The following is a 23,478-nucleotide window of genomic DNA, read 5'->3' on the forward strand; positions in this document are numbered from 1 at the left end:
TTGCAGAAATTTCTTTAAGCTTACACAGTCGTTAGTTGAATGTTTTTCATTTTGTCAGTACTATGAATATATCACGGCACGTTTAAAGAGGTGGGACCTATGACAGAACAAACTGCTCCTTCTAGAAAAGGACGATTAAAACAAATCCTTCAAGTCTTTTTGAAATACAAAGTCGTTCAAAATATCAGCAAACAGCAGCACCCCGAAATGGTGCGTCAAGCGTTTGAAGAATTAGGACCAACATTTATCAAAATCGGGCAGATGCTTTCGGTCCGCAATGACCTGCTTTCCAGCACTTTCGTTGATGCCTTCAAGCAGTTACAAGACAATGTCAAAAGCGATCCATTTCCCAAGGTCAAAGCACTGCTGGAAGCAGAACTACAGCAGCCACTAACGGAAGTTTTTTCCGCTTTTGATGAAATCCCAGTCGCCTCAGCTTCCATCGGACAAGCCCACCGAGCAAACTTGATCAGCGGCAAAGAAGTGATCGTCAAAGTGCAGCATCCGGGAATCATTGCGGCGATTCAAGTGGATCTCGATCTTTTTGAAAAAGCCCTGCCGTTGGTTCGCGCAATTCCAGAAGCCAATGTGGTGGATTTAAAAAGCGTGCTAAGCGAAGTCCGACGATCACTTGCCAATGAAACGAATTTTTTGCAAGAGATGAAAAATGCACAGGAATTCTACCGCAACAATCACCAAGACCCGCAGTTGGCATTGCCAAAAGTTTATCCCGAATGGTGTACCCAAAAAATATTAGTCATGGATTACATGGCAGGTGAAAGCTTGAACTGCTTACTGACCCGCAAAAATCAAGATATCGTTTATGACAATCAGTCCGTGAAAGCAGTGAAAAAACAAGTGGGAACGCTATTAGTCGAAAACTTTATGAAGCAAGTCTTTGAAGATGGCTTCTTTCACGCTGATCCGCATCCTGGCAATCTTTTTTTACATGTCTTCACAGATCAAACCAACCGACCAAAACCATTCCAAGTCAAAAAGCGCGTCGGTGTCCTCGGCGGTGTTGATTATTCATTGAAATGGCAAGAAGAAGCGATTATGCCGCCTTACCAAGTGATTTTCTTAGATTTTGGGATGATGGGACACTTGGATCAGTCATTACGCAGTCGCTTAGCTGATGCATTGATTGCTTTGTATACCCAAGACACCCAAGAAGTCGGCAAAGCTGTCTTGCGTTTGTGCAACAGCAGCGGCAGTTCCTTTGATGAAGTCGCCTTCTATCAGGATCTTCAAAAATTTGTTGAAAACTACTATAATATGCCGCTAAAGGATATCGACTTGCAAAAAGTGATGGGGGAAGTCATCACGATCTGCCATGATAACCAACTGCAGATGCATCGAGACATCACCTTGCTGATTAAGGCTTTTGGCACCTTGGAAGGTGTGATCAAAGCCTTAGACCCCGAATTATCAATGATGGAAGTCACTCAGCCTTTTGCACAAAAATATTTCTTACAGCAGCTGAGTATTGAAGACGAGGTGAAAAAAAGCGCCTTGGCAACCGCAAAAAGCTTGCGGGCACTTAGCCACCTTCCTGATCGGACCTTGGCTGTCTTAGACACTTTTGCCACTGGTAAACACCGGTTGAATTTAGAGATCCGCGAACAAAAACAGCTATTGGACCGCTTTGATCAGATGGTCAATCGACTGGTGATCGGTATTATTCTAGCTGCGGTCATCCTTGGCTCTTCCTTATTGGTGGTCGCCAGCCCGCAACAAGGAGCCTTCGTCCATCAGATGGGGATCTTCGGATATACCTTAGCATTTTTCGCGATCGTGGCTTTAGTCAGCAAATACTTCTATGATCGTTTTCGCAAGAAATAAATAAGCACCTTCAATTCCCGTGGTTCATGCAGAAGCTGGGTCTTGAGGGTGCTTATTTTGCAAGGATCTGTCGCAATTCGTTTTCAAAGATTCGTTTGAAGGCTTCCCGATCCTCTTTCGTAAAGGGCTTCGGTCCTTTTGTGCGCTTGCCTGCTTTACGCATCTGCGCACCTAAGTAGCGTTGACCTAATAAAAAATCGATCGTTTCTGGCAAATACTCTGTACCGTTATGGTGAAAAACTCGTGCTTTTTTGGGCAAGACTAACGAAGCTAAGCCATAATCTTGGGTGACGAGAAAATCGCCGGGTTCTATCTCCTTCACGATTTCATAATCCGCGCGATCCGAGCCTTTGTCGACATAGACAAAGTGGACATGGGCGGGATAGTCTTTGGTCGTATAATGATCGACACTGGTCACGATCACTACCGGCAGCTGATACTGCTGAGCCAGTTCAATCACTTCATTTTTCACCGGCGAACCGTCGCCGTCAATAAAAAGCCGCATCTGCTTGCTCCTCTCAAAAGTTCCTTCTTTTACAATTACTTCTATTGTAAGAGGAGCACCTAGAAGATGCAAGCAGACTTTGCGGTATTTTCATTTCAGTCTTGCTCAATGAGGGAATAAGAATGACGATCTTTGTCTCACTAACTAGCAGTTACCATACGCAAAGCTCACCTTTCAATTTTAGAAAATGCTCGTTCCTTCAACTCATAAACGACATCGCAAGCCTTTGCTACCTCTTGTTCATGGGTCACTAAGATGATACATTTTTTTTGCTCATGGGCAATTTCTTGAAACAGTTTGACGATTTCTTTAGATGTCGTTTCATCCAAGTTTCCAGTCGGTTCATCGGCTACGATCAGCTCATGTTCACAGCACAACGCGCGAACGATAGCGACCCGCTGCTGTTGCCCACCCGATAATTGGGTCACTTTTTTCAGTGCCAGCTCTTCCGTGATGCCAACTTTGGCTAAGTTGGCTAAAGCATAGGCCTTTTTATCGGCTTGCTGCGACTTCGCGATCGCCATGGCTGTGATCACATTGTCCAGTGCCGACATATAAGGCAATAGATTATACGCTTGGAACACGATGGAAACATCTTTGCGGCGGTATTCTCGCAATCCGATTTTTGCTAACGTTTCTTCATTGTAGAAAATCTTTCCTTCTTTCGGTGTATCTAGGCCCGTGATCAGTGACAGGAAAGTTGTTTTCCCCGATCCGCTGGAACCTAAGATCGCATACATCTTGCCAGGTTCAAAGGTCAAATCAACGTCACGAAACAGCGCTTCTGCTTCGCTTTGATACCAATATCCTAATTGTTCTGTTCGTAATGTCATGTCGTTCCTCCTAAGAAACCAAGATTTTTTTCGGATTCAACCGCAAAATGCCCGCGGAAGAGAGTAAGATCGAGCCAAAACTGATCCCTAGACCGAGTAATGCCAATAAACCAATTTGTTGAGGGGAAACGGTGATTTCTAAGGACTCCACTTCTGCTGATTGGGTGAAGGATGGGAAAGAACCCCCACGATTTCCGCCCATTTGCGGCATCTCCCCGCCTCCAGGACCAGCGTTTTCAGTGGCTGCTTGATCAGTCGTTGTCTCTGTTTGTTGTGCCAATAATTGCTCTCCGACGGCATTACCGACAAGATTGCCGCTAGCGGCCGCGATCCCTAAAGCAAATACCATACAGACAAAAATCTCTGTGAAAAACTGTAGGATCACTTTAGCCCGTGACTCGCCTAAAGAGAGCAATACACCAATCTCATAGCGACGTTCCCGAATCGACATCATCACGATCAACGTCAAAATAATGATACCGGCAGCAGCAACTAACACAATAATATTTTTTGCAAAGCTAGCGACATTATTCAATGGTGTCAGCATCGACTGATACATTTGATCGTTGGTTTGAATGCTGTAGGTTTCTGTATCGATCAACCCTTCCGCTTCTTCCACGAATGCTGTCATCTCAGACGGATCACTCAAGGTATAGGTTGCTGAATCAATGGTGTCCTCATTGCCGCTCAACGTATTGGCAAGAGTATAAGAGGCAATGATCGTGTTGGCTGGGTTGAGAAAGTTAAACATTTGGCTCATGCTGTTGCCAACTTCACTCGTTTCATAGATTCCCTTGATCGTCACTTCTACTTCATTGTCCTCTGCATCAGTGATCGAAAACGTATCTCCGACCGCCAAATCATTCGCTTCAGCTAGTGAGGATTCGATCAGGACTTGGTTCGTACCTTCATCCTCAGAAGTAATTCCTTCTCCATCCGTGATCGTCGCTGTTCCTTCCGAAAAAGTCGTATACGCCGCACTGCTTGATACACCAGTGATTTGGAAATCACCCGTACTCATATTCCCACCAGGCATTCCTCCTGGCATACCGTCCATTTGCCCCGTCTCGCTGCTATCGGTTGCTTCTGACTCTGTCGATGAGTCACTGCTGGAGATCGGTTCGATCCCGCTGACGGCATCAGCAGAGGTGCTGACTTCAAAACTATATGAGGCAACCCCGTCTAAATCGGCGATCGCTTGGGCATCAGTAATCGCTACTGGTGTCGATTGAAAACTCCCTGGATCTGGTCGGGTGCTTTGGTCATCGCTGTCAGAAGAAGAGCTCCTTTGCTGAAAAGCCTGCTCGCGGTTTGCTTGCAACGTCACAGTTGCGCCAACACTTTTCTGGGCATTTTCAGTCGCTACTAGTGCCGCACTGCGAATCGTCAGACCCGCCAATACAAAAATCAAGATTGCAGAAAATACGGCGATCAGCAACAGGCTCCGGCCTTTTTTCGCCCATAAACTTTGGAGACCTCGTTTCAAAAAATTCATCTTTGTTCCTCCTGAATAGCTATTTATTGTCTTTCGACTATAAGGATCCTAGCTTAAATTGACCTTAAACCGTCTCCTGATTTTTTGAATCATAGAAACAGACCGCAACGGCTGCCTGCGATCTGTTCGATTTATTGATAACCATTTGGTGATGATCGGTGAAACTTCAACTAACGACCAAAACCACCGCCCATCTGATTGGTTGTCGCTGTTGCACCTGATTGGGTCAAGTTAGCGATAGTATCCGTGACGGACAATGTTCCTAACTCTGTCCCATCACTGAGGGTTCCGCCAGCATAATAACCGGAGACTGCTTGTGCATCATTCGTCCCACCACTGACCAACGTATAGCTGCTATCGGTCAAATCTGGGCTGGAAAGAACCACGTGTTGGTAGCTTTTGCTTGGGGCATAGGACAAGATCGTCTGACCTTGACTGTCCTTTAAGGTCACTAGGGTCTCGGCTGATTGGGTTTGATCGAAACTGATTCCGATCGACTGTTGACTACCACCGCTAACGTTCATGGCCATATCGGTCGTGCCTGCCGCTAACAAGACGCCGCCGGTGAGTTCAAATGTGCCGTTATAGTCCAAAGCACCATTGCCACCGGTCGTTGGACCATTTACGATGACGACGCCATCACTCATGGTGACATTGCCATTACTATCCAGGCCATCCCCTTCGGCATCAATGACCAACGTTCCACCAGTGATCGTGATCTGTTTACTGTCATCCGCGGTATCGCCGCCGCCAGGGCCGCCGCCAAAACTGTCTTGACCAAATTGTCCCGTTGTTTCATCCGTATCACTGCCACCACCGGCATTGATCCCATCATCGCTAGCCACGACGTGTGTCGTGCCACCTGCAATCGTGATTACACTTGCTTCTAATCCTTCATAGGATTCTTCGATAGAAATCGTTCCGTCGGAGATCGTCAATTCATTGTCGGCGTGGATCCCATCATCGCCACTGCTGGCAGTGATCGTGCCACCTGCAATGTTGATCGTATCATTGGCATGCAAGCTATCATCCGCACTATCGATCGTAAAGGTGCCGCTGCTGATGGTCATCACACCGCCAGCTTTCAATCCTTTGTAACTTTCATCCGTCACTAGCGACTGACTTTGGGCTCCGTCAGCCGTTTTGATCGTGATATCAGCTGATTGGATGCTTAAATTTGTTTCTGCTTGGATCCCGTCACGACCACTTTGGATCGTAAAGGTACCACCATCGATCGCAACGTAGCCTTTTTCCGCATCTTCCGTATTATTCGCTTGGATACCATCTCCTTCAGTGGTGTTCAGTGTGTAGTTCCCCGCCAAGATCGACACGGAATCTTTTCCTTTGATGGCATTGTTTTTCGCTGTGATTTCAATCGTCCCCCCTGCTAAAACCAAATCATCTTTGCTGCGCAATCCGTTGCTGTAATTTCCTGTGATCACCAGAGTACCATCGCCGTTGATGGACAAATCTTCTTTACTATAAAAGGCAGCATCTGGTTCTGTCTCGCCTTCAGCCAAGGTGTAGCTGCTGCCATCCGTCAGAGTATTCGTCGTATCACTGGCTAAGGTCGTGATGACTTTTTCTGCTTGTTCGATGACGACGGCCGCCCCGTCTTCATTGGTGATCGTGACACCGGCAAAGATCAGATGGACTTTTTCTTCTTTGTTGACGTTGACAACCAGTTGGCCATTACTTAACGACCCGCTGACGACATAGGTGCCGGCTTGGGTGATCGTCACGGTTTGGTCTTCCACTGAAACGCCATCAACAGCCGTCGTGTCGCTGCCATTCAATTCAAGTTGCGTAGCAGTTGCCTCATCGTAGGAAGCATCAACATCTTCTTCTTCGTAACTACCGTAATAGTCCACAGAATCATCAAGGGTCGTTGAAACGTTGGTCACTGCGGCAGAACCGGAAACTGCTGCTGCGGAACTGGAACTGCTGCTCGTGCTAGTACTATCGGTTTGCCCGCAAGCGCCTAAGAGCAGCGATGAGAGCAAGAGTGGATAAATGAGTTTTTTCATAAAAGGTTCCTCCTTCTACAGCTCATCGCGGTTAGCGGTGAGCTTGCCTAAAACAACAGGTAAATTGCCATTACGAACCCGAACTTCATCAATGATTTGCTTTTCTTGCGCTTGGTCTTTTAACAGCAACTGATAGCGCAATTCATACAAGCTTCCCATCGTCGTCGTTCGAACCGATGTCAGTTTGGCAGAATGCGTATATTTTTCAAAGAGATCATCGAATAATTGTGGATAATCCAAATCTTCCGGAATCGTGACCTTCAGTTCCCGTTCACTCGTGGCTTGTCGATCGCCAAAGGGCATCGTATATAAAAGGGTCAAGAAAAGCGCCACGATAATGGAAAAAATGACAACATAGCCGACATACCCCATCCCAGTTGCCAGACCGATCGCCATCGACCAAAAGACGCTGGTAATCTCTCTAGAACCCCCGGGAACCGAGCGGAAACGAATCAAACTGAAGGCACCTAAGATCGCCACCCCTGTGCCAAGATTGCCGTTGACTAGCATGATCACCGATTGAACGAGAATCGGTAAGACTGCCAAGGTAATGACGAAGTTTTTCGTATAGACATTGCGGATCATATGGATCGCTGCCACTAATAATCCTAAAAGCAATGAGGCGGCGATACAGATCAATAAGCTACTCCATTCAAGGGTGCTCGTATCGCCAGAAAATAGACTAGATAACATGTAACCGTTCCTCCTTCTTGAATAAATGCCGTTGATAGGTTTGGGCATATTTTGAAAAGCTGCCTTTGCGCACACTGTATTTGTTCAGCAGTTCCACAAACCATATTGGATAAGAGCCGAGGGCTTTGACTTCCATCAACACTCCGACTTCCGGTGCGACTAGCGCACCGTCACTGCCGGAACCTAACATGAGATCACAGGTGCGAAAGCGAATGTTTTGATCGAACGTCACGCGAAATTCACTATCATCATCAACAAACAGCGACAGGCGATCATAGGCAATCAATACTTTCGGCAGCAGGTCCGGGTTTTTCTTAAATAACCAGTGGATCTCCGCGGCGATTTGCGGGGCTTCCTCCATTGACGGCAAGACCCCCGTTTGCATCCAGCGGCAATAGTCAGCATAGGGCATCGGAACGCGGCGTTTGTAGACCACGCCACTGACTTTCTTCTTGATCTCTAAAAAAATCAACTGTTGCTCTGTCGGTACCCCATAGCTGCGGACCCGAAATTTTTCTTTGTATTTCGGTTTGTCCATCGAATGACGAATAAAGCGGTAATCCCGGGTATCGTAATACAAGGACATAATCGTGTGTTGCCCATATTCATCGATCGTCATTTTTTGCTGCAACTCGCCAAGAAATGCTGGAAATTGCTCCTTAGTTAATAGATATTTCGTCTCTTTTCTTTGAAAGACTTTTTTTAATTTCATAAAATGTTCCTCCCTTGAAATCCATGCACTGAATTTACGGCAGCTATCTTAAATGCAGCTTAAGACAAAACAGTTTTTTTAAGCATTTTTTATGCTATTCGTGCTATTCTTATCCTTAAAGAGGTGGGAACATGATTAAATTATTAGTAATCGAAGATGACAAAACATTATCTGAAAATATGAAAGAGATCGTCAGCGAAATCGGTGAAGTCACGCAAGCATATGATGGCAGTGAAGGCTTGTACGAGGCGGAAACGGGGATCTATGACTTGATTATTCTTGACTTGATGATGCCTGAGATGAACGGCTATGAGGTGCTTTCAGCATTACGAAAAAAAGGACTCCAAACACCCGTCCTGATTTTAACAGCCAAAGACGGCTTAGAAGACAAAGTAACCGGCTTTCAAAAAGGGGCTGATGATTATTTGACTAAGCCTTTTTATCGGGAAGAATTATTGATGCGGATCAAAGCGTTGCTAAAACGCTCCTTAGGTTTGTTCAATGAAAATACACTGGAATATAATGGGTTGCTCTGTAACCTTGGCACCAACGAGGTCAGCTATCAAGGGGAGCTTTTACCGATTCAAGGGAAAGAATTTGAGCTACTGCTCTATTTTCTACAAAATAGAAACATTATTTTGACCAAGGAACAGATTTTTGATCGCATCTGGGGGTTCGATTCAGAAACGACCCTGACTGTCGTAGAAGTCTACATGAGCAATCTGCGAAAACACTTGCGCCAGACAGGAATCGACAAAGAGATCCGTACGTTGCGAAATGTCGGCTATATTATGCAAGGAGCCTAGTCTATGAATAAAGAACGCTCTAAGAGACAACGGCTGCACTCCTTTCTCCTAAATGTCAGTGCCTTTGCTTTGGTCTTCTTACTTTTAGGAACGATCGTGCTCCAATTATTCAACCAATCGGCTTATCGTCAAACCGATATTTCTTTGGAACAAGCAGTCAAAGATACCCGCTTGATCCAAGCTGAGATCAGCGCTTCACAATCCAATCTAGAGGTATTGCCACCAGATAGTGCAATGCCGAAGATCCCTGGTACCAATCGCTTCAACACCCAGTTGATCCTCTGGTCTGAGGACGGCGAGATTTTAAACAAACAGACTTTAGGCGGCCGTTTTTCACAATTGGCAAGTCTATCTTTAGATACGAGCCATTTAGACAGTATCACGTCTTTTTCAGTGGTGGATCAGTCCTTGTCAGAGGAAGAAGAGACACTTTTGTTTCGCTCAATCACCACCAAAGCCCCAACCAATGACGCCGGGGTCGGCTATATCCAAGTCTTAGCGAACACCAATCAAATCAAAAATGCCATGAACAATTTCCAAACCATCTTGATTTTATCGATGATTTTTTTCTGGATTCTCTCGATCGGGATCAGCTACTTGCTTTCCAGCTTGAACATGCGCCCAATTTTAGCCTCGTGGAAGAAACAACAAGAATTTGTCGAAAATGCTTCTCACGAGCTGCGCACACCATTGACGATCATTCAAAATAGTCTGGAGCGCCTGTTTACCAAGCCCAATCATACGATCATTGAAGAATCTGAAAGCATTGCACAAGCGTTAGCGGAAACCCGACGGCTAACTGGATTAACGGCAGATCTACTAACGATTGCCCGCAGTGATTCCAATCAACTGCTGTTAACGAAAGAAACCGTCGAATTAGTTCCGTTTATCGATGACTTAGTCAAACCTTTCAAAGAAATTGCCGAACTGGATCAAAAACATTTTATTGTCGAAAATTTTGCCAAAACGACCGCTTGCTTTGATCAAAAGAAAATTCATCAAGTCCTCGTGATTCTCCTAGATAATGCCTTAAAATATACCAGCAGTGGTGATAAAATTACGCTCTTATCGGAGATTTCTAACAAGCAATGGCTGATCGAGGTCAAAAACACGGGACCAACTATTTCCGATGAAGAGAAAGCTCGCATCTTTGACCGCTTCTACCGCGAGGATCGTTCTCGCTCCAAGGAGACCGGCGGCTATGGTTTAGGCTTAGCGATCGCCAAGCAAATCGTCGAAGAGCACAAAGGACAAATTCTGGTCAAAGATCTGCAGCCACGAGGGGTTATTTTTCAGATTCGCTTACCTAAAGAAGGATAAAGGAGAAAAAAATGCAGGTCATCACCCTTAAAGAACACCCTGAATACTTAGCAGAAGCGATCCGTTACTTCCAAAAACAGTGGGCTGGCCCCGATTCCCTCATGGTTTATGAAGACAGCCTGACCCATAGTTTTTCAACAAGCATTTTGCCGCAATGGCTACTGCTGGTCAACGATGAGATGGCATCCGACGGACCTTATCAAATCATCGGCTGCGGCGGCTTGATCCCCAACGACTTCATCAGTCGGATGGATTTGACGCCTTGGCTTTGCGCCTTGTATGTGGACCCTTTGTGGCGTGGCCAAGGCGGTGCCCGCCTTTTGATCGAAACAGCTAAACAGCGCGCTGCTGGAGCTGGTTTTGATTCTCTGTATCTATGTACGGATCTTTCTACTTTTTATGAGCAGTTTGCTTTCGAACCGATCGGCACTGGCTACCACCCTTGGGGAGAGTCTTCCACCATCTATCGCCGTTCTCTCACGTAAATAAACAAAAAAAAGCTGTGAACAAAATTGTTCACAGCTTTTTTCACTCACAGTACTATTGCTAGTAGAATACCCTATCTCCACAAAAGGAATATTCCGACACCCTACAAATCCGGTAGGTTGCTTACGCGGTGTGCCTCTGCTATCAATCTGGTCAGCTAATGCTAGACCTTCTCGACTCGTCGCATGAGGATTACTTTACCATAAAATTAGTCGGAATACTACTGTTTTTTTTTATAAAATCAAAAACTGCGGATAAACATCTTTCAAGAAAGAGCACTTATCAGCAGTTTTACATGAACCAGTTGTTTCTTCTCAAAAGAAACGTTCAAATCGATGGATTCAAGAAACCTTAGGATAAAAAGGTTGCCACTTTGGTCGTAATCAAATCAATGGCTACGTGGTTTTCGCCGCCTTCTGGTACGATGACATCAGCATACCGTTTTGTCGGTTCGATAAATTGATGATACATCGGTTTTACGACCGTCAAGTATTGTTCGATCACAGAATCCAACGTCCGGCCACGTTCTTCCATATCACGTTTGATTCGGCGAATAATCCGAATATCATCGTCTGTATCAACATAAAGTTTAATATCCATTAAATTACGTAATCGCTCATCTTCTAAAATCAAGATCCCTTCCAAGATAATGACTTCTTTGGGTTCTTGAATGATCGTTGCTTCGCTGCGAGTATGAGCGACATAATCATAGACAGGTTTTTCGATCGTTTGATATGCAAGCAGCTGCTGCAAGTGATCGATCAACAAATCAGTATCAAATGCAAAAGGATGGTCATAGTTGGTGTTCAACCGTTCTTCAAAGCTCAGATCACTTTGGTCTTTATAGTAGGAGTCTTGTTCAAGCATCATAATAGAATGGTTGGGGAAATGATTAAAGATCGCCCGACTCACGCTTGTTTTTCCACTACCTGATCCACCTGTCACACCAATAATAATGGGCTTGCCATTCGTCATTCAATTAACCTCTTTCATCTTAAAAAATTCACACTGGTTCTATTATAGCGAAAATTCGGCAAATTACTACTGTTTCTGTAGAATCAGTGCTGCAATAAAGGAAGTAATTGCTGCAAACGTTCGATCTCAACGGTAGGCTGAATCTCACCACTGTTTTTTTTCTTTGGATTAAACCAAATCGTGTCGATCCCTGCCAATTGTCCGCCTAAGATATCTGAAGTCAGTGAATCGCCAATAATGACTGTTTCTTGTTTTTTAACGTTTGGTATGCGGGCAAACACGTAGTCAAAATATTCTTTCATTGGTTTTTGATAACCCGTGTCTTCTGAAACAAAAATATCACGGAAATAGGGCTTCAATTTGGCATCTTCCAAGCGACGGTACTGGGTTTCAGAAACCCCGTTCGTAACCACGTATAGGTCAAAATGCTGCGCCAACTCCGCTAAGATCTCATCACTGTTGTCTAACAGTTTATGTCCTTCATTTAGAAATTCTCGGTACGCCAATTCAACTGCTGGACTATCGACCTGAATGCCTTGCGTTTCAAAAAACAAGCCGAAACGCTCATTGATGACTTGGTCTCTCGTGATTTTCCCTTGCTCAAACTGCTGCCACAAATCATGATTGATCGTTTGATAGCTTTGTTTGCGCTCTGGAGTCATTTCCAAGCCATGAGCTTCAAACAGTGCTTTTAAGGCTTGATCTTCGGTATCTTGAAAGTCGAGGATCGTGTCATCGACATCAAATAATAATGTTTTATACTTCATTTTCTCCCTCTTTCTCAGCGGAAATGCGCCGCCAGTCCTTTTAATTCTTCTTGCGTCAGCGAGCGATAACTGCCCACTGCTAAATCATCTGGTAGAACCAGCGAACCCATCGCTGTTCGTTTCAGCTGAATGACTTTTTTCCCTCGGGCTAAAAACATCTTTTTCACTTGATGGAACTTGCCTTCAGCAATTTCTAACGAAACAAAGGAATGATCCGCTCGGGCATCGATGATCGTTAGGGCAGCTGGTTTGCAAGTGACACCACCATGAAAGGTGATCCCTGCAGCAAATGCCGCCACATCCTCAGGAGTCACCAAGTCATTGACCACCACTTCATATCGCTTGGTCACCTTTTTGGTGGGATGCAGCAAGTCATAGCCTAACTGACCATTCGTCGTAACTAATACCAACCCTTCCGTGTCCCGATCCAATCGACCGACGGCATAAAGATCAGGATGTTGATCTTCGGGTGCAATCAAAGCGATCACTGTCTGGTGCTGTTGATCCAGATTGGCTGTAACGACACCCTTGGGCTTGTTGACGATATAATAGCGTTCCTGTGTTTCCAACTGCCGCCCCGCAACCATGATTTGATGCAAGCTGCTATCGACGTTGCGCTCGGGCCTTCGTTCAATCCTATGATCCACAAAGACTTTTCCTTGCTGAAACAACCGTTTCATCTCTTTCCGAGATGTATTCAATTGTTGCTCGATCACTTTATCTAAACGCATAAATTTTTCTCCATAGTGGCTATTATAGCTTAGGATCTAGCGAAAGGAAACTGCCAGGATTTCAAATGATTTGACTTTCTTTGTCTTTTTGCGTAAGGTTAAAGAGTAAAGTAAATATAGTTTCTCATACACAGCGTTATGACCTGGTGGAGAAAAGTTGAACCAAAACTTTCTGGGGCAGTTGTGTACACAACTGCCCTTTTGCGTGTTTTCACTCACGTACCACTTAATGTGCAGAGTTAACAAAATTTGCTTAAAAAATCTCGTTACTAACGAGAAAATTTTAGGAGGAATTGAGTTATGTCAGTATCATTAGAAGTTACGAAAAGAGAAGTTCGCCCACGTTCTTTACGGAACAAGTTGCGTCACGAAGGAAAAGTACCTGCAATTGTCAATGGGTACAAAGTAGAAAGCACACCGATTGCTGTCAATGCAGCAGAATTAGAAAAAATCTTGCGTGAAAATGGATTGAATACCGTAATCACGATCAGTTTAGAAGGCAAAAAAGTCAATACACTGATCAAAGAGTATCAATCAGATACCTTCACACGCAATTTAACCCACGTTGAATTCCTATCTGTCGATATGAATGAAGAAACAGAAGTAGAAGCAGAAGTAACCTTAATTGGTGAATCTGCTGGTGTCAAAGCTGGTGGTGTTCTAGCACAAAACTTGTATACAGTCGTTGTATCAGCAACACCAGACAAATTGCCTGAACGTGTTGAGATCGATGTGACGTCATTAGAGATCGGCGATTCATTAACAGTGGCTGATCTGCCTAAGAACGACGAGTACACGATCGTGACCGATCCAGAAGAACAAATCGTTGCGGTTACTGAACCACAAGAAATCTCTGAAGATGAAGAAGCCGGCGAAGCTGCTGAACCAGCAGTTATCGGTGAAGACGAAGAGTAATCATAGAACACCGTTCTTAAGACCACGTCTTCAATCAACAGACACTTCTAAGAAATGTAGGACTCTTGAAGGGATTTCCCTTCAAGAGTCCTTTTCATTCTTACGAAGAGCTGGTATGCTGCAACTGACTATTTCCCATTGAAAGACGTCTTTGGGAAAGCTTGGTCCAGCCAACCCAACAAATTTTTAAGAAAATAGTTAAAATGCGTCGCTGACCAAAAAGAAAAGCAGAAGTAGTTGCATTTTTGACGGTTCTTCATTATGATAAATAGACAAATTTGATGTTAATGGCAAGCCTACTTGAAGGAGGGGTTTATTATGTTTGAAACATTTGATGATCACCGCAGTCGTTACGCTTCTGGCGGTATTGTTCAAACACTACCTAGCGAATTGATCGATAGTATCTGGTTGATCATCGATCTTGATTTAAAAGGGTTTATTCCGTTGACAAATCTGCTCACCTTTGAAGTCCAAAACAATCATGGTCGTGTCACACTGCTTTTTTCTCAAGCACAAAGTCAAATCGAACTTGGTGTTGATCTACCTTACCGGTATTCCGACCTGTATCCCCAAAAAGTCTATGTGTATGATGATGGGCAGCGGCAAACGATTTTATTGCCTAGCGAGACTCGTTAACGCCCATTCGCCATTCTCTTTTTATAACGACACCTATATAAAAAACCACCCTTTTTATTTTAGAAGGTGGTTTTTTTTTGCATACCTCCTTTCATTTAATTCTGTCTAGCAGCAATTTCAAATAAATACTCGACAAAAACATCGTTTTTTATTACGTTTTATTGACTATTTTTTGCGAGTGAAAATAACGAATGAAGTTCCCTTATAATAAGGACAGTTGCAAAATTTAGCTGAAAGAGGTGCATGATGTTGAAAAATATCCTTGAAAAAGATATTATGCAAATGCTGCGACTCTCCACAACACTTTTAACCGAAAATCCCCTGCCTTTGAATAAAGCTGCTGCCGCCCAAAAAATCTCTGTCAAAACGATCCGTCGGCTGCTGTCAAGCTATTTAAACGAGGACCCATTCTTCCACTATGATGTACAACAAGGGCACATTCGTGCAGACCGTCATTTGCAGCAATCAGCCAGTTGCTCCCTCCCCCATATGGAAATGATTGCTGCATTATTCAATAAAAGTGCAAATTATCAGCTACTCTTGCTCTTGTTAAAAATGCCGACTATTTCCTTTGCAGATCTCTACAAACGCTATTATCTCAGCCCATCCAGTTTGCATCGGCGCTTTTCATCCTTTTCTAACTTTTTAGCACCTTATCAACTAGCTATCGATCGCCGCAGTTATCCTTTAATCACTGGCAACGAACGACAATTGCGCTATGTGCTTTTTCGCCTTACCCTCTTAGCAAACCCAGCGCTTATCTCCCCCAATCAAGCGTTTCAGGAGCTGACACAAATCCATCAGTTACGGAAAACTGCTTTTTATCCCAACACATCAATCACGTTTACTCAACAAGTTTTTCCCAAACACTTTGTTCCATGTTTCTACTTAGTCGGTGAACGCAGCTATTTGTTTTTATGGAAACAGCTTCTAACACTGGAGCCTTTCTATGTACCTGCAGAAGAATCTGGCCTCTTATGCCAAATCATCACCCCAGTTTTGAGGCAGTATCCAATCGAGCAGCCGTTAGAGGTTCTTTTGCCGAAAATTTTCCAAGCCCATCTGCTGGGGGCATTATTGGAGGGCAATTTATTTGTCTACCCGCCATTAAATCCTCGCTTATCTGAACGTTCACAACGCTTGGTCCGTGCTTTCTTGACACAGCTTCCCCACTACGAAAAACTTTTAAAGAAGCATCCCGAGTTGCCCTTACTCTATGAATGCATTTGGCAAGACGTCTCTTTCTTCCAACCCATCATTGCCTTTCCGCAACAAAAAGAGCGCCCACTTGAATAGCGGTACGCTCTTTTTAAAATCATTTTACTATCAGTGAATTATTTTGCGTCAGCATCAACGATTTTCACTGAACCTTGCCATTGTTCTTCAACAAAATCTTTGATTTCGTCTGAATGAAGCACTTCGATCAATTTCTTGATTTTGTCGCTATCTTCGTCACCACTGCGGACAGCGATCACGTTGACATAAGGAGAATTATCCGCTTCTAATAAAACAGAATCATCCGCTGGGTTCAAATCGATCCCGAATGCGAAGTTCGCATTGATGGCAATTAGGTCTGCTTCGTCGTTTTGATAAGCAGTCGCCAAAAGAGATGGATCGACGTCATGTTTAAATTCTAAGTTTTTCGGATTTTCAGCAATATCATCAAAGGTTGCCGTTTCTGTATCAACGCCGTCTTTTAAGGTGATCAAGTCAGCATCTTGTAAAATCGTTAGGATACGACCCCAGTCAGATTCAGAAGTGGAAGTAAGAACCGTTGCACCATCTTCTAGTTCTGAAATATCAGAGATTCGTTTTGAGTAAAGACCCATTGGCTCGATATGGATCGCACCGGCATTAACAAAGTCATAGCCATTGTCTGCGATTTGTTTGTTCAAGTAAGGAATGTGTTGGAAGTAATTGGCATCGATATCGCCATTTTCCAATGCTTTGTTTGGCAACACATAATCATCGAAGGTCTTGATTTCAAGATCAATGCCTTCTTCTGCTAGTAAAGGTTTGGCTTGTTCTAAAATTTCCGCATGAGGCGTAACCGATGCACCGATCACTAATTTTGTTGATTCTCCCTCAGCCGCAGATGAATCAGAGCTTCCTGAATTTGAGCCCGTTCCACAAGCAGCTAAAGCGGCAGTTAACAATAAGGTTGTTGCAATACCAAAAATCTTTTTCATATCCATTTCCTCCCATATTTTCCACTTTTTGTTCTTCGTTTCATTTACCGTTTATCGGTGGCCTTCGCAAGGAAATCGCCGACCCCTTGGATAATGAAAACGATAATTAAAATAATCACTGTTGCAACAAGCGTAACAGTGTAATTTCCACGTTGAAATCCTTCTTGCCAAGCCAAAGCGCCTAGCCCACCGGCACCAATCGCACCTGCCATGGCGGTATAACCAATCATTGAGATCGTTGTGACCGTCAGTCCTGAAATCAATGCCGGAACACTTTCTGGAATCACGATCTTATAAATGATCTCCCAGTAACTGGCGCCCATCGCTTCGGCGGCTTCAATCACACCAGGATTGACTTCACGAAAAGCAATTTCCACCATCCGAGCATAAAACGGCGCAGCCGATAAAACTAATGCTGGGATCGCTGCTTTTGCCCCTAGGAACGAACCGACTAATAATGTTGTAAACGGAATGATCAAGACCATCAAAATCATGAATGGCGTTGAGCGAAAGGCGTTACTGATGATGGAAACCACATTATAGAAAATGTTGGCTCCCGCCGTTTGTTTACGCCCTAGTGAATAAAGCGCCAATCCTAGAAGCAAACCGATCACAACCACTAAAACCATTGAGAAAAAAGTCATAAACAAAGTGTCCAGAGTGGCTTGCTGCATGTTGGTCCAGTCGACTTTTTCAAAATTAAAATAGGTTTCTACAAATGACTTATCCACGTTCAATCACCTCCACGCCCACTTGCTGCTCTTTGAAAAAGGCGATCGCTTTTTCGACCTCACTTGCTTCACCTGTCAATAAGACCGTCAAGCCGCCGAAGGATCCTTCATTGGTTTGTTGGATCTTTCCGTAAACGACATTGACATCGATCTGAAAGCGGTGGATCGCTTGTGAAATCACTGGTTCATTGGCGTTGTCTTGTGTAAAGGTCAAGGTCACTAAATGCCCTTGCGGATTTTCTCGTAAGAAGGCTTGCCGTAGTTCTTCAACATCTTCTTCTGGTTCCAAATCTTGCTGAACAAAACGTTTGGTCACTTCTTGCTGCGGGTTACGGAAAACCGATTGTACTGATCCTTCTTCAACGATCTGCCCATGCTCCATCACCGCGACCTTGTTGCAGATTTTACGAATGACGTTCATTTCATGGGTAATCAGCACGATCGTCAAATGCAATTTTTTATTGATGGAAAGTAAGAGATCCAACACTTCTTCTGTTGTTTGTGGATCTAACGCACTCGTTGCTTCATCACACAGCAAAATTTCTGGTTCATTCGCTAATGCACGAGCAATCCCGACTCTTTGCTTTTGTCCGCCAGACAATTGTGCCGGATAGGCAGTTTCCCGTCCTTCCAACCCAACTAACTTGATCAGCTCTTGCGCCCGTTGCCGTCGTTTTGCTTTTTCAACGCCTGCCAACTCCAATGGCAATTCGATGTTCTCCGCCACCGTTCGAGACCATAATAGATTAAAGTGCTGAAAAATCATGCCGATTTTTTTGCGGAAGTTTCTCAATTCTTTGTTTTTCAATGCCAAAATATTTTGACCGTTAATGACTACATCTCCTGCTGTCGGCAATTCTAAGCCGTTCAACAAACGAACTAATGTACTTTTCCCAGCACCAGAGTAGCCGACGATTCCATAGATATCGCCTTTTTCCACTTGCAGTGAAACATCATTGACGGCGTGGACAGCCGTTTGCTTTTTGCCGAATGACTTTTTTACATGCGACAATTCGATTAATGCCATGTTATTCCCATCTTTCCTCTTTGGTTGGTTAAACACAAAAAAAGCTCTCATCCTCTGTACATTATACTGTTACAAAGGACGAAAGCACAACTTCCGCGTTACCACCTTGATTTACTGTCGATTCGCATCAACAGCCTCGCTCAGTACTTGAATTGCTTCGCATACTGCTGCACTGTAACGGGTGCCTCCCGTGATAGGCTTGTTTCCACTCACCTATCATGCTCAAAGACCATCTTCCATCCTCTCTCCGTTGCCCATTTGCACCAAACAGGGCTCTCTGTGTACGTTAAGAACATGTACTCTTCTTTTCAAAGCATTCATTTATTGAGCAAATTATAGCAACGTCTTATCCGACTGTCAATTCTTTTTGAAAAAATAGTCGTTTTTACAGATTTGACTTACAAGGCTTCAAATTGACTTGGGTCAACCTCTTTGAAGCTGACAAGCCAAGCGTTCATTTCGTCTTCATCATTTAAGGTATCAATGGATTGATCGATTTTTTCATTTACGGAAGAAATCACGCCCGTCAATGGACTTGGAAATTCACTGACTGCTTTTTCCGCTTCCAGCTCAACAAGGGTCTCTCCTTGTTTTAAAGCAGTTCCTGCTTTTTGAATCGAAGCAAACGTGACCGCACCAAGTTCTTCTTGCGCTTCTTTTGTTAAACCGACACAATATTCTTTCCCGTTAAACAAAACCCACAAATTATCTTTTTTTCTTAAGCATTTCTTTTCCATGATTCTTGTAAGACTCCTTCATATTCATTTTCTTTAAATCCATTAATCAAAAAGCGGTCGCCGCTAACGAGTAGTGGGCGCTTGATCAACATACCATCGGTTGCCAGCACATCGGCTGCGTCTTGGGCAGTCATGGTCGGCACTTTTTCTTTTAATTGCAATTCACGGTATTTCATGCCGCTTGTGTTAAAGAAACGGGTTAACGGTGCTTCGCTTGATTGAATCCAAGCCAGCAATTGTTCCGGTTGAGGCGGTGTGGCCACCATATCGATCGCTTCAAAGGGAATCTCGTGCTCTTCTAACCAACGCTTCGCATTTCGGCATGTACTGCATTTTGGGTACCAATAAAATGTAATCATGTGAACTCCTTAAAGTGTTTTTGGTGCGGTCTCAGCTTGATAGCGCATCGATAAAATCAAACCGATCCCAATCATATTGCTTAATAGGGCAGATCCTCCTTGGCTGATAAACGGCAGTGGAATCCCCGTCAACGGTAAGAGACCGATGTTTGCGCCAATGTTTTCAAACACATGGAAGAGAATCATCATAATGATCCCAGTTGCCAAGTAGGCATAAAATTCATTGTTGGTATCGAAACATACCCGGATCATCCGGTAGATCAAAATAAAATACAATAAAATGACAAATGCGCTGCCAATAAACCCAAAATTCTCACCGATCACCGAAAAGATCATATCGGATTCTCGGACCGGTACATACACATCGCTGACATTAAATCCTTTCCCGAACATCCCGCCAGAAGCGATCGCCATCAGAGCATACGCCAATTGGAAGGATTGCCCTTGGGTATCATGAAAAGGATCTAGCCACGAATCGATACGGGCGAATTGGTATTCTTTAAAGATTCCTGTATTGTACAGAAACTCACGACCAACATCGGTGGTCACTAAGAAAATCGTTCCACCACCGAGAATCACAAATGCTGCAATCACTGGCACGATGATTCGCCATGAGATTCCTGACATCAAGAAGACCCCACCGAAAATCGCTAGAAAGACCAACATCGTACCAAAGTCGTTTTGTAAGGTAATCAGAATCAATACTGGGATCGTGACGGCTAACATTTTTGCAATCAGCAACCCATCTGTTTTCAGATCCCGTTCCCGATGCTTGACATTGTGCTGCGTGACGACTAACGCCAACATCATAATATAGGCGATCTTCATCAATTCTGAAGGCTGCAAGGTAAAGGGACCGAAACTAAACCAGTTTTTCGACCCTGTCGAGGCAGCCATCGTCCGGTTGTAAAATTTCAGCAGCGCCAACATAACGGCTAGCCCAGCTCCATAAATATAGGGCGTCAATTTCCAGAGCCATTTTGATTTGATCTGCATGATAATGATCACGGCAACAACGCCTAACACATACCATAAAGCTTGAAACCCTAACATTCGCATCATATTCGGATTATTCGGATCGTGTGTCAGCGCCACATATAGGGACGCCAAACCAATCAGACATAATAAAAATACGGGTAGAATCACACCGTAGTCAATTCGATTATCGTTCGTTTTTATTCGTGAATTTTCCATGTCCACACTCTCTTCTGTAGAATCTTTATCCATTATAGTGATAATTGAGGAGAAAAGAAAGGATTGTCCATGAGCATTCACAAAAAATTTAGAAACTTTAATGATTTTCGGGAAAAGAGGGTTAAAAACAATCTAAAATTGTTTAGAATTACAACGAAAGAAGCACTCTGTTCTGATGCATATCTGATCAATCAGAATAAGACGATAGTATATGTACTAGATAGGAAGTACAGAGACATATTTTTCTATTAAAACTCGCTGAATTCGTCTATTCTTCTTATTAATAAAACACCTTATTCTAAGTATTCTTCTTTATTTTAATTATTCTTTGCTCAATGTAACCGAACAAAGCAACTTTAAATCAGTCAAAAATTGCCACCTTATTTTCGTTTCAAAGAAATAGCAGCCTGTGACTACTTCCCTTAAGTTGCTCAGAATATAAATTGATGCACGACGAGCCTATTTACCACATTAATGTGGTAATGAAATGTTATTTACGCCACCACATAATTTCACTAGAATACAATTAAGGAAGCGCTTCCGGAGGTGAACCAATGATTTTAAATAATCGAGAACAACTACTGTTGCAACTACTATTAGAACAAACGGAGTTTCGCCCTGCCTCTTTTTTTCAAAAGCAGTTAAATGTATCCCAAAAAACGGTTTATAACAATTTAACGACTTTAGAAAAGAAACTAAAAGATTCGGGACTAGCTATCAAAAAAGTCCCAAGAAAAGGAATCTTTTTATCTGGTTCTGAATCAGCAAAACAGAATGGTTATCGATTGTTAGCAAAAAAAGAGACTAAACTCGAACTATTTTCACCTAATTATCGTAAAATCTTTATTTTCGCTAACTATCTGTTTTCAGTAAAACCAATGCATTATCAGGAATTCTCTGAATATTTTTATATTAGCAACCAGTCAATAAAGAAAGATGTTGATGAAATCGTTGCTTTCTGTCGATTCCATCAAGTATCAACAAAAATGACTACTAGCGGACTCAAGCTAACCTCAGTTGAATCTGCTGCTCAAAACGTATTCAAATCTTTTTTAGAGAAGTATACCGACGCCAAAGCCAGTGAAAATCTTTTGGTCAACAATCTCTTTGACTCTAAGGTTCTCGATTTAACGAAGAAATTTGTCTCAGACATGACTCAAACAATCGGCCATCCAGTCAATAATTATTCTATTGAATCTTTGAAGCTTTCATTGCGAATTTTTCTTTCAAGACTTCTTATAGATAAACACATTGAAAAACAAGAGCATCTAGTATTTGACGAACTTAGACGAATGAAATTCTATATGATCGCGGTTGATTTTTCTGAAATGATCCAACAGCAACTACCTGTTCAATTTAGTGATACAGATATTCAATATGTGTGTTCCTTGTTATTAGCACACGGCATCGAGCCTTTTGGTCAAATGGATGAGCCTCACGAATCTACTATCACAAATTGTACGAAACAAATTATTCAAAAAATGTCACATATGTTAAACGCAGATCTGACACAAGATAAATTATTGCTGCAAACATTATTGGCTCATATCGTTCCCATGATCCATCGATCAAAGACAGGAATTTTATTGAAAAACCCACTGATAAAAAGTATCAAAAAACAATACTCAACAATGTATACATTGACCAAATATGCAATTGGAGATTTAGAGGAGCGATTTCAAATCTTATTAACAGAAGACGAAGTTTCTTTTCTGACGATCCATTTTCAGCTAGCCTTTGAAAAGATAAAAATTACTAACCATATACTAATTGTTTGCCAATCTGGTTTTGCTACATCGGAGTTGATTTTTAACCGTATCAAACAGACGATCGCTGCTGATACCGTATTGGAGATCATTCCTTTGAGTAAACTGGCCAGTACATCTCTTGAAGCTGTTGATCTGATCATATCAACTATTCCATTAGACATTACAGCACCGCCAGTTATTTATATTTCGCCGCTTCCTACTACCGAAGAAATAGGAAGAATCTCAGCAAAGATATCTAATCTTAATGAGAATGAGAAAAATTTTTACTCAAAAAAATACCAGAAAACGACTTTATTACAAAAATATTTAGATCCTACTTTCCTTTTTGTCAAAAAAAAGTTTCGAACAAAAAAAGATGTACTGGATTTTTTAGCAGATGATTATCTGAAAAAAAAGCTTGTTACAACAAAATTTAAGCATTCTCTATTTGAACGAGAGGAACTAGGAAGCACTGGCTTAAAGACGGGAGTAGCCATTCCACATGCTGATCCACATACAGTGAAAGAAACAAAACTTGCTTTTCTCACCCTCGATGCGCCAATTACTTGGGGAGACACAAAAATCCAACTAATTGTTTTGATTGCGATTGCTGAAGAAAACATGATCGAGGCAAAAGAGTTGATCGCTTCGATTTACGGATTGTTTAACTCAGCCGAAGAAATTCAATGGATCGTTAATAGTCAAACGCAAGAAGAACTGTATCAAAGATTGTTAAGAGGAGGAAATTGA

The 23,478-nt window shown here is 43.0% G+C and carries 23 protein-coding genes and 1 other annotated feature; of the genes, 8 read left to right on the plus strand and 15 right to left on the minus strand.

Annotated features, from left to right (window positions below):
* Positions 1–99: 99 nt before the first annotated feature.
* On the plus strand, positions 100–1,842 hold the full coding sequence (locus IGJ42_RS14400) for an ABC1 kinase family protein (RefSeq protein ID WP_429946826.1): 1,743 nt from the start codon (positions 100–102) through the stop codon (positions 1,840–1,842).
* 52 nt (positions 1,843–1,894) lie between these two features.
* Here the strand turns inward: IGJ42_RS14400 and IGJ42_RS14405 are convergent, their stop codons facing one another.
* From IGJ42_RS14405 to IGJ42_RS14430, 6 genes are all read right to left on the minus strand, one after another.
* Complete coding sequence (locus tag IGJ42_RS14405; RefSeq protein WP_142964512.1) at positions 1,895–2,347, minus strand: YaiI/YqxD family protein; 453 nt, start codon at positions 2,345–2,347, stop codon at positions 1,895–1,897.
* A gap of 167 nt (positions 2,348–2,514) precedes the next feature.
* A complete protein-coding gene (locus tag IGJ42_RS14410) occupies positions 2,515–3,180 on the minus strand; it encodes an ABC transporter ATP-binding protein (protein WP_005233653.1) in 666 nt (221 codons plus the stop codon).
* 10 nt (positions 3,181–3,190) lie between these two features.
* Positions 3,191–4,675: an ABC transporter permease gene (locus IGJ42_RS14415; RefSeq protein WP_016612931.1), complete on the minus strand. Its 1,485-nt coding sequence runs from the start codon at positions 4,673–4,675 to the stop codon at positions 3,191–3,193.
* A gap of 170 nt (positions 4,676–4,845) precedes the next feature.
* Positions 4,846–6,702 (minus strand): carbohydrate-binding domain-containing protein, encoded by a 1,857-nt coding sequence (locus IGJ42_RS14420; protein ID WP_016621916.1) that lies wholly within the window; start codon positions 6,700–6,702, stop codon positions 4,846–4,848.
* Positions 6,703–6,717: 15 nt separating this feature from the next.
* Entirely contained in the window at positions 6,718–7,395 is a 678-nt protein-coding gene (locus IGJ42_RS14425) for a DUF4956 domain-containing protein (RefSeq protein ID WP_196043800.1), read from the minus strand.
* Entirely contained in the window at positions 7,385–8,107 is a 723-nt protein-coding gene (locus IGJ42_RS14430; protein ID WP_196043801.1) for a polyphosphate polymerase domain-containing protein, read from the minus strand. The genes IGJ42_RS14425 and IGJ42_RS14430 overlap by 11 nt, the downstream gene beginning before the upstream one ends.
* A gap of 131 nt (positions 8,108–8,238) precedes the next feature.
* On the opposite strand from IGJ42_RS14430, the gene IGJ42_RS14435 reads away from it, so the two are divergent.
* Genes IGJ42_RS14435 through IGJ42_RS14445 form a run of 3 tightly spaced genes read left to right on the plus strand, consistent with a single transcriptional unit; the run spans position 8,239 to position 10,718 of the window.
* Positions 8,239–8,913 carry a response regulator transcription factor gene (locus tag IGJ42_RS14435; RefSeq protein ID WP_005233644.1) on the plus strand — a complete coding sequence of 225 codons (675 nt, stop codon included), beginning with the start codon at positions 8,239–8,241 and terminating at the stop codon, positions 8,911–8,913.
* A 3-nt stretch (positions 8,914–8,916) separates the two neighbouring features.
* Positions 8,917–10,233: a sensor histidine kinase gene (locus IGJ42_RS14440; RefSeq protein ID WP_005233642.1), complete on the plus strand. Its 1,317-nt coding sequence runs from the start codon at positions 8,917–8,919 to the stop codon at positions 10,231–10,233.
* An 11-nt stretch (positions 10,234–10,244) separates the two neighbouring features.
* The gene (locus IGJ42_RS14445) at positions 10,245–10,718 is read left to right on the plus strand and encodes a GNAT family N-acetyltransferase (RefSeq protein ID WP_429946829.1); all 474 of its coding nucleotides are present in this window, start codon (positions 10,245–10,247) and stop codon (positions 10,716–10,718) included.
* Positions 10,719–11,070: 352 nt separating this feature from the next.
* Here the strand turns inward: IGJ42_RS14445 and udk are convergent, their stop codons facing one another.
* The 3 genes from udk to IGJ42_RS14460 form a co-directional block, all read right to left on the minus strand.
* Positions 11,071–11,694, minus strand: coding sequence for a uridine kinase (gene udk, locus IGJ42_RS14450; RefSeq protein ID WP_005227927.1), 624 nt, complete (start codon positions 11,692–11,694; stop codon positions 11,071–11,073).
* 83 nt (positions 11,695–11,777) lie between these two features.
* Positions 11,778–12,461, minus strand: a complete 684-nt coding sequence (locus IGJ42_RS14455) for a YjjG family noncanonical pyrimidine nucleotidase (protein WP_008379392.1) — start codon at positions 12,459–12,461, stop codon at positions 11,778–11,780.
* 14 nt (positions 12,462–12,475) lie between these two features.
* Positions 12,476–13,192: a 16S rRNA pseudouridine(516) synthase gene (locus tag IGJ42_RS14460; RefSeq protein WP_008379390.1), complete on the minus strand. Its 717-nt coding sequence runs from the start codon at positions 13,190–13,192 to the stop codon at positions 12,476–12,478.
* A gap of 300 nt (positions 13,193–13,492) precedes the next feature.
* Here IGJ42_RS14460 and IGJ42_RS14465 point away from each other — a divergent pair, with 300 nt between their 5' ends.
* The 3 genes from IGJ42_RS14465 (at position 13,493) to IGJ42_RS14475 (ending at position 16,039) form a co-directional block, all read left to right on the plus strand.
* Complete coding sequence (locus IGJ42_RS14465; protein ID WP_005227923.1) at positions 13,493–14,107, plus strand: 50S ribosomal protein L25/general stress protein Ctc; 615 nt, start codon at positions 13,493–13,495, stop codon at positions 14,105–14,107.
* A gap of 318 nt (positions 14,108–14,425) precedes the next feature.
* Complete coding sequence (locus IGJ42_RS14470) at positions 14,426–14,743, plus strand: DUF960 domain-containing protein (RefSeq protein ID WP_005233624.1); 318 nt, start codon at positions 14,426–14,428, stop codon at positions 14,741–14,743.
* A gap of 243 nt (positions 14,744–14,986) precedes the next feature.
* Entirely contained in the window at positions 14,987–16,039 is a 1,053-nt protein-coding gene (locus tag IGJ42_RS14475) for a helix-turn-helix domain-containing protein (protein ID WP_429946831.1), read from the plus strand.
* A 38-nt stretch (positions 16,040–16,077) separates the two neighbouring features.
* Here the strand turns inward: IGJ42_RS14475 and IGJ42_RS14480 are convergent, their stop codons facing one another.
* The 6 genes from IGJ42_RS14480 to IGJ42_RS14505 all read right to left on the minus strand — a co-directional run bounded on the left by IGJ42_RS14480 (position 16,078) and on the right by IGJ42_RS14505 (position 20,980).
* Positions 16,078–16,932 carry a MetQ/NlpA family ABC transporter substrate-binding protein gene (locus IGJ42_RS14480; protein ID WP_010749087.1) on the minus strand — a complete coding sequence of 285 codons (855 nt, stop codon included), beginning with the start codon at positions 16,930–16,932 and terminating at the stop codon, positions 16,078–16,080.
* Positions 16,933–16,976: 44 nt separating this feature from the next.
* Complete coding sequence (locus IGJ42_RS14485; protein WP_005233617.1) at positions 16,977–17,663, minus strand: methionine ABC transporter permease; 687 nt, start codon at positions 17,661–17,663, stop codon at positions 16,977–16,979.
* Complete coding sequence (locus tag IGJ42_RS14490; RefSeq protein ID WP_429946832.1) at positions 17,656–18,690, minus strand: methionine ABC transporter ATP-binding protein; 1,035 nt, start codon at positions 18,688–18,690, stop codon at positions 17,656–17,658. The genes IGJ42_RS14485 and IGJ42_RS14490 overlap by 8 nt, the downstream gene beginning before the upstream one ends.
* 71 nt (positions 18,691–18,761) lie before the next feature.
* Positions 18,762–19,011 (minus strand) — a binding site (T-box leader).
* A 77-nt stretch (positions 19,012–19,088) separates the two neighbouring features.
* Entirely contained in the window at positions 19,089–19,427 is a 339-nt protein-coding gene (locus tag IGJ42_RS14495; protein ID WP_010749086.1) for a glycine cleavage system protein H, read from the minus strand.
* Entirely contained in the window at positions 19,409–19,786 is a 378-nt protein-coding gene (locus tag IGJ42_RS14500; RefSeq protein WP_008379379.1) for an arsenate reductase family protein, read from the minus strand. The genes IGJ42_RS14495 and IGJ42_RS14500 overlap by 19 nt, the downstream gene beginning before the upstream one ends.
* A gap of 9 nt (positions 19,787–19,795) precedes the next feature.
* On the minus strand, positions 19,796–20,980 hold the full coding sequence (locus IGJ42_RS14505) for an FtsW/RodA/SpoVE family cell cycle protein (RefSeq protein ID WP_086316609.1): 1,185 nt from the start codon (positions 20,978–20,980) through the stop codon (positions 19,796–19,798).
* Positions 20,981–21,534: 554 nt separating this feature from the next.
* On the opposite strand from IGJ42_RS14505, the gene IGJ42_RS14510 reads away from it, so the two are divergent.
* Positions 21,535–23,478, plus strand: a complete 1,944-nt coding sequence (locus tag IGJ42_RS14510; protein ID WP_429946833.1) for a BglG family transcription antiterminator — start codon at positions 21,535–21,537, stop codon at positions 23,476–23,478.

Source organism: Enterococcus sp. DIV1067f (assembly GCF_050543505.1).
In the GTDB taxonomy this organism is placed as follows: domain Bacteria; phylum Bacillota; class Bacilli; order Lactobacillales; family Enterococcaceae; genus Enterococcus_D; species Enterococcus_D entomosocium.

Bases quoted from the DNA above. Each gene is read 5' to 3' on its own strand.
- IGJ42_RS14400 (WP_429946826.1), top strand. From the start codon at position 100: ATGACAGAACAAACTGCTCCTTCTAGAAAAGGACGATTAAAACAAATC.
- IGJ42_RS14405 (WP_142964512.1), bottom strand. From the start codon at position 2,347: ATGCGGCTTTTTATTGACGGCGACGGTTCGCCGGTGAAAAATGAAGTG.
- IGJ42_RS14410 (WP_005233653.1), bottom strand. From the start codon at position 3,180: ATGACATTACGAACAGAACAATTAGGATATTGGTATCAAAGCGAAGCA.
- IGJ42_RS14415 (WP_016612931.1), bottom strand. From the start codon at position 4,675: ATGAATTTTTTGAAACGAGGTCTCCAAAGTTTATGGGCGAAAAAAGGC.
- IGJ42_RS14420 (WP_016621916.1), bottom strand. From the start codon at position 6,702: ATGAAAAAACTCATTTATCCACTCTTGCTCTCATCGCTGCTCTTAGGC.
- IGJ42_RS14425 (WP_196043800.1), bottom strand. From the start codon at position 7,395: ATGTTATCTAGTCTATTTTCTGGCGATACGAGCACCCTTGAATGGAGT.
- IGJ42_RS14430 (WP_196043801.1), bottom strand. From the start codon at position 8,107: ATGAAATTAAAAAAAGTCTTTCAAAGAAAAGAGACGAAATATCTATTA.
- IGJ42_RS14435 (WP_005233644.1), top strand. From the start codon at position 8,239: ATGATTAAATTATTAGTAATCGAAGATGACAAAACATTATCTGAAAAT.
- IGJ42_RS14440 (WP_005233642.1), top strand. From the start codon at position 8,917: ATGAATAAAGAACGCTCTAAGAGACAACGGCTGCACTCCTTTCTCCTA.
- IGJ42_RS14445 (WP_429946829.1), top strand. From the start codon at position 10,245: ATGCAGGTCATCACCCTTAAAGAACACCCTGAATACTTAGCAGAAGCG.
- udk (WP_005227927.1), bottom strand. From the start codon at position 11,694: ATGACGAATGGCAAGCCCATTATTATTGGTGTGACAGGTGGATCAGGT.
- IGJ42_RS14455 (WP_008379392.1), bottom strand. From the start codon at position 12,461: ATGAAGTATAAAACATTATTATTTGATGTCGATGACACGATCCTCGAC.
- IGJ42_RS14460 (WP_008379390.1), bottom strand. From the start codon at position 13,192: ATGCGTTTAGATAAAGTGATCGAGCAACAATTGAATACATCTCGGAAA.
- IGJ42_RS14465 (WP_005227923.1), top strand. From the start codon at position 13,493: ATGTCAGTATCATTAGAAGTTACGAAAAGAGAAGTTCGCCCACGTTCT.
- IGJ42_RS14470 (WP_005233624.1), top strand. From the start codon at position 14,426: ATGTTTGAAACATTTGATGATCACCGCAGTCGTTACGCTTCTGGCGGT.
- IGJ42_RS14475 (WP_429946831.1), top strand. From the start codon at position 14,987: ATGATGTTGAAAAATATCCTTGAAAAAGATATTATGCAAATGCTGCGA.
- IGJ42_RS14480 (WP_010749087.1), bottom strand. From the start codon at position 16,932: ATGAAAAAGATTTTTGGTATTGCAACAACCTTATTGTTAACTGCCGCT.
- IGJ42_RS14490 (WP_429946832.1), bottom strand. From the start codon at position 18,690: ATGGCATTAATCGAATTGTCGCATGTAAAAAAGTCATTCGGCAAAAAG.
- IGJ42_RS14495 (WP_010749086.1), bottom strand. From the start codon at position 19,427: ATGGAAAAGAAATGCTTAAGAAAAAAAGATAATTTGTGGGTTTTGTTT.
- IGJ42_RS14500 (WP_008379379.1), bottom strand. From the start codon at position 19,786: ATGATTACATTTTATTGGTACCCAAAATGCAGTACATGCCGAAATGCG.
- IGJ42_RS14505 (WP_086316609.1), bottom strand. From the start codon at position 20,980: ATGGAAAATTCACGAATAAAAACGAACGATAATCGAATTGACTACGGT.
- IGJ42_RS14510 (WP_429946833.1), top strand. From the start codon at position 21,535: ATGATTTTAAATAATCGAGAACAACTACTGTTGCAACTACTATTAGAA.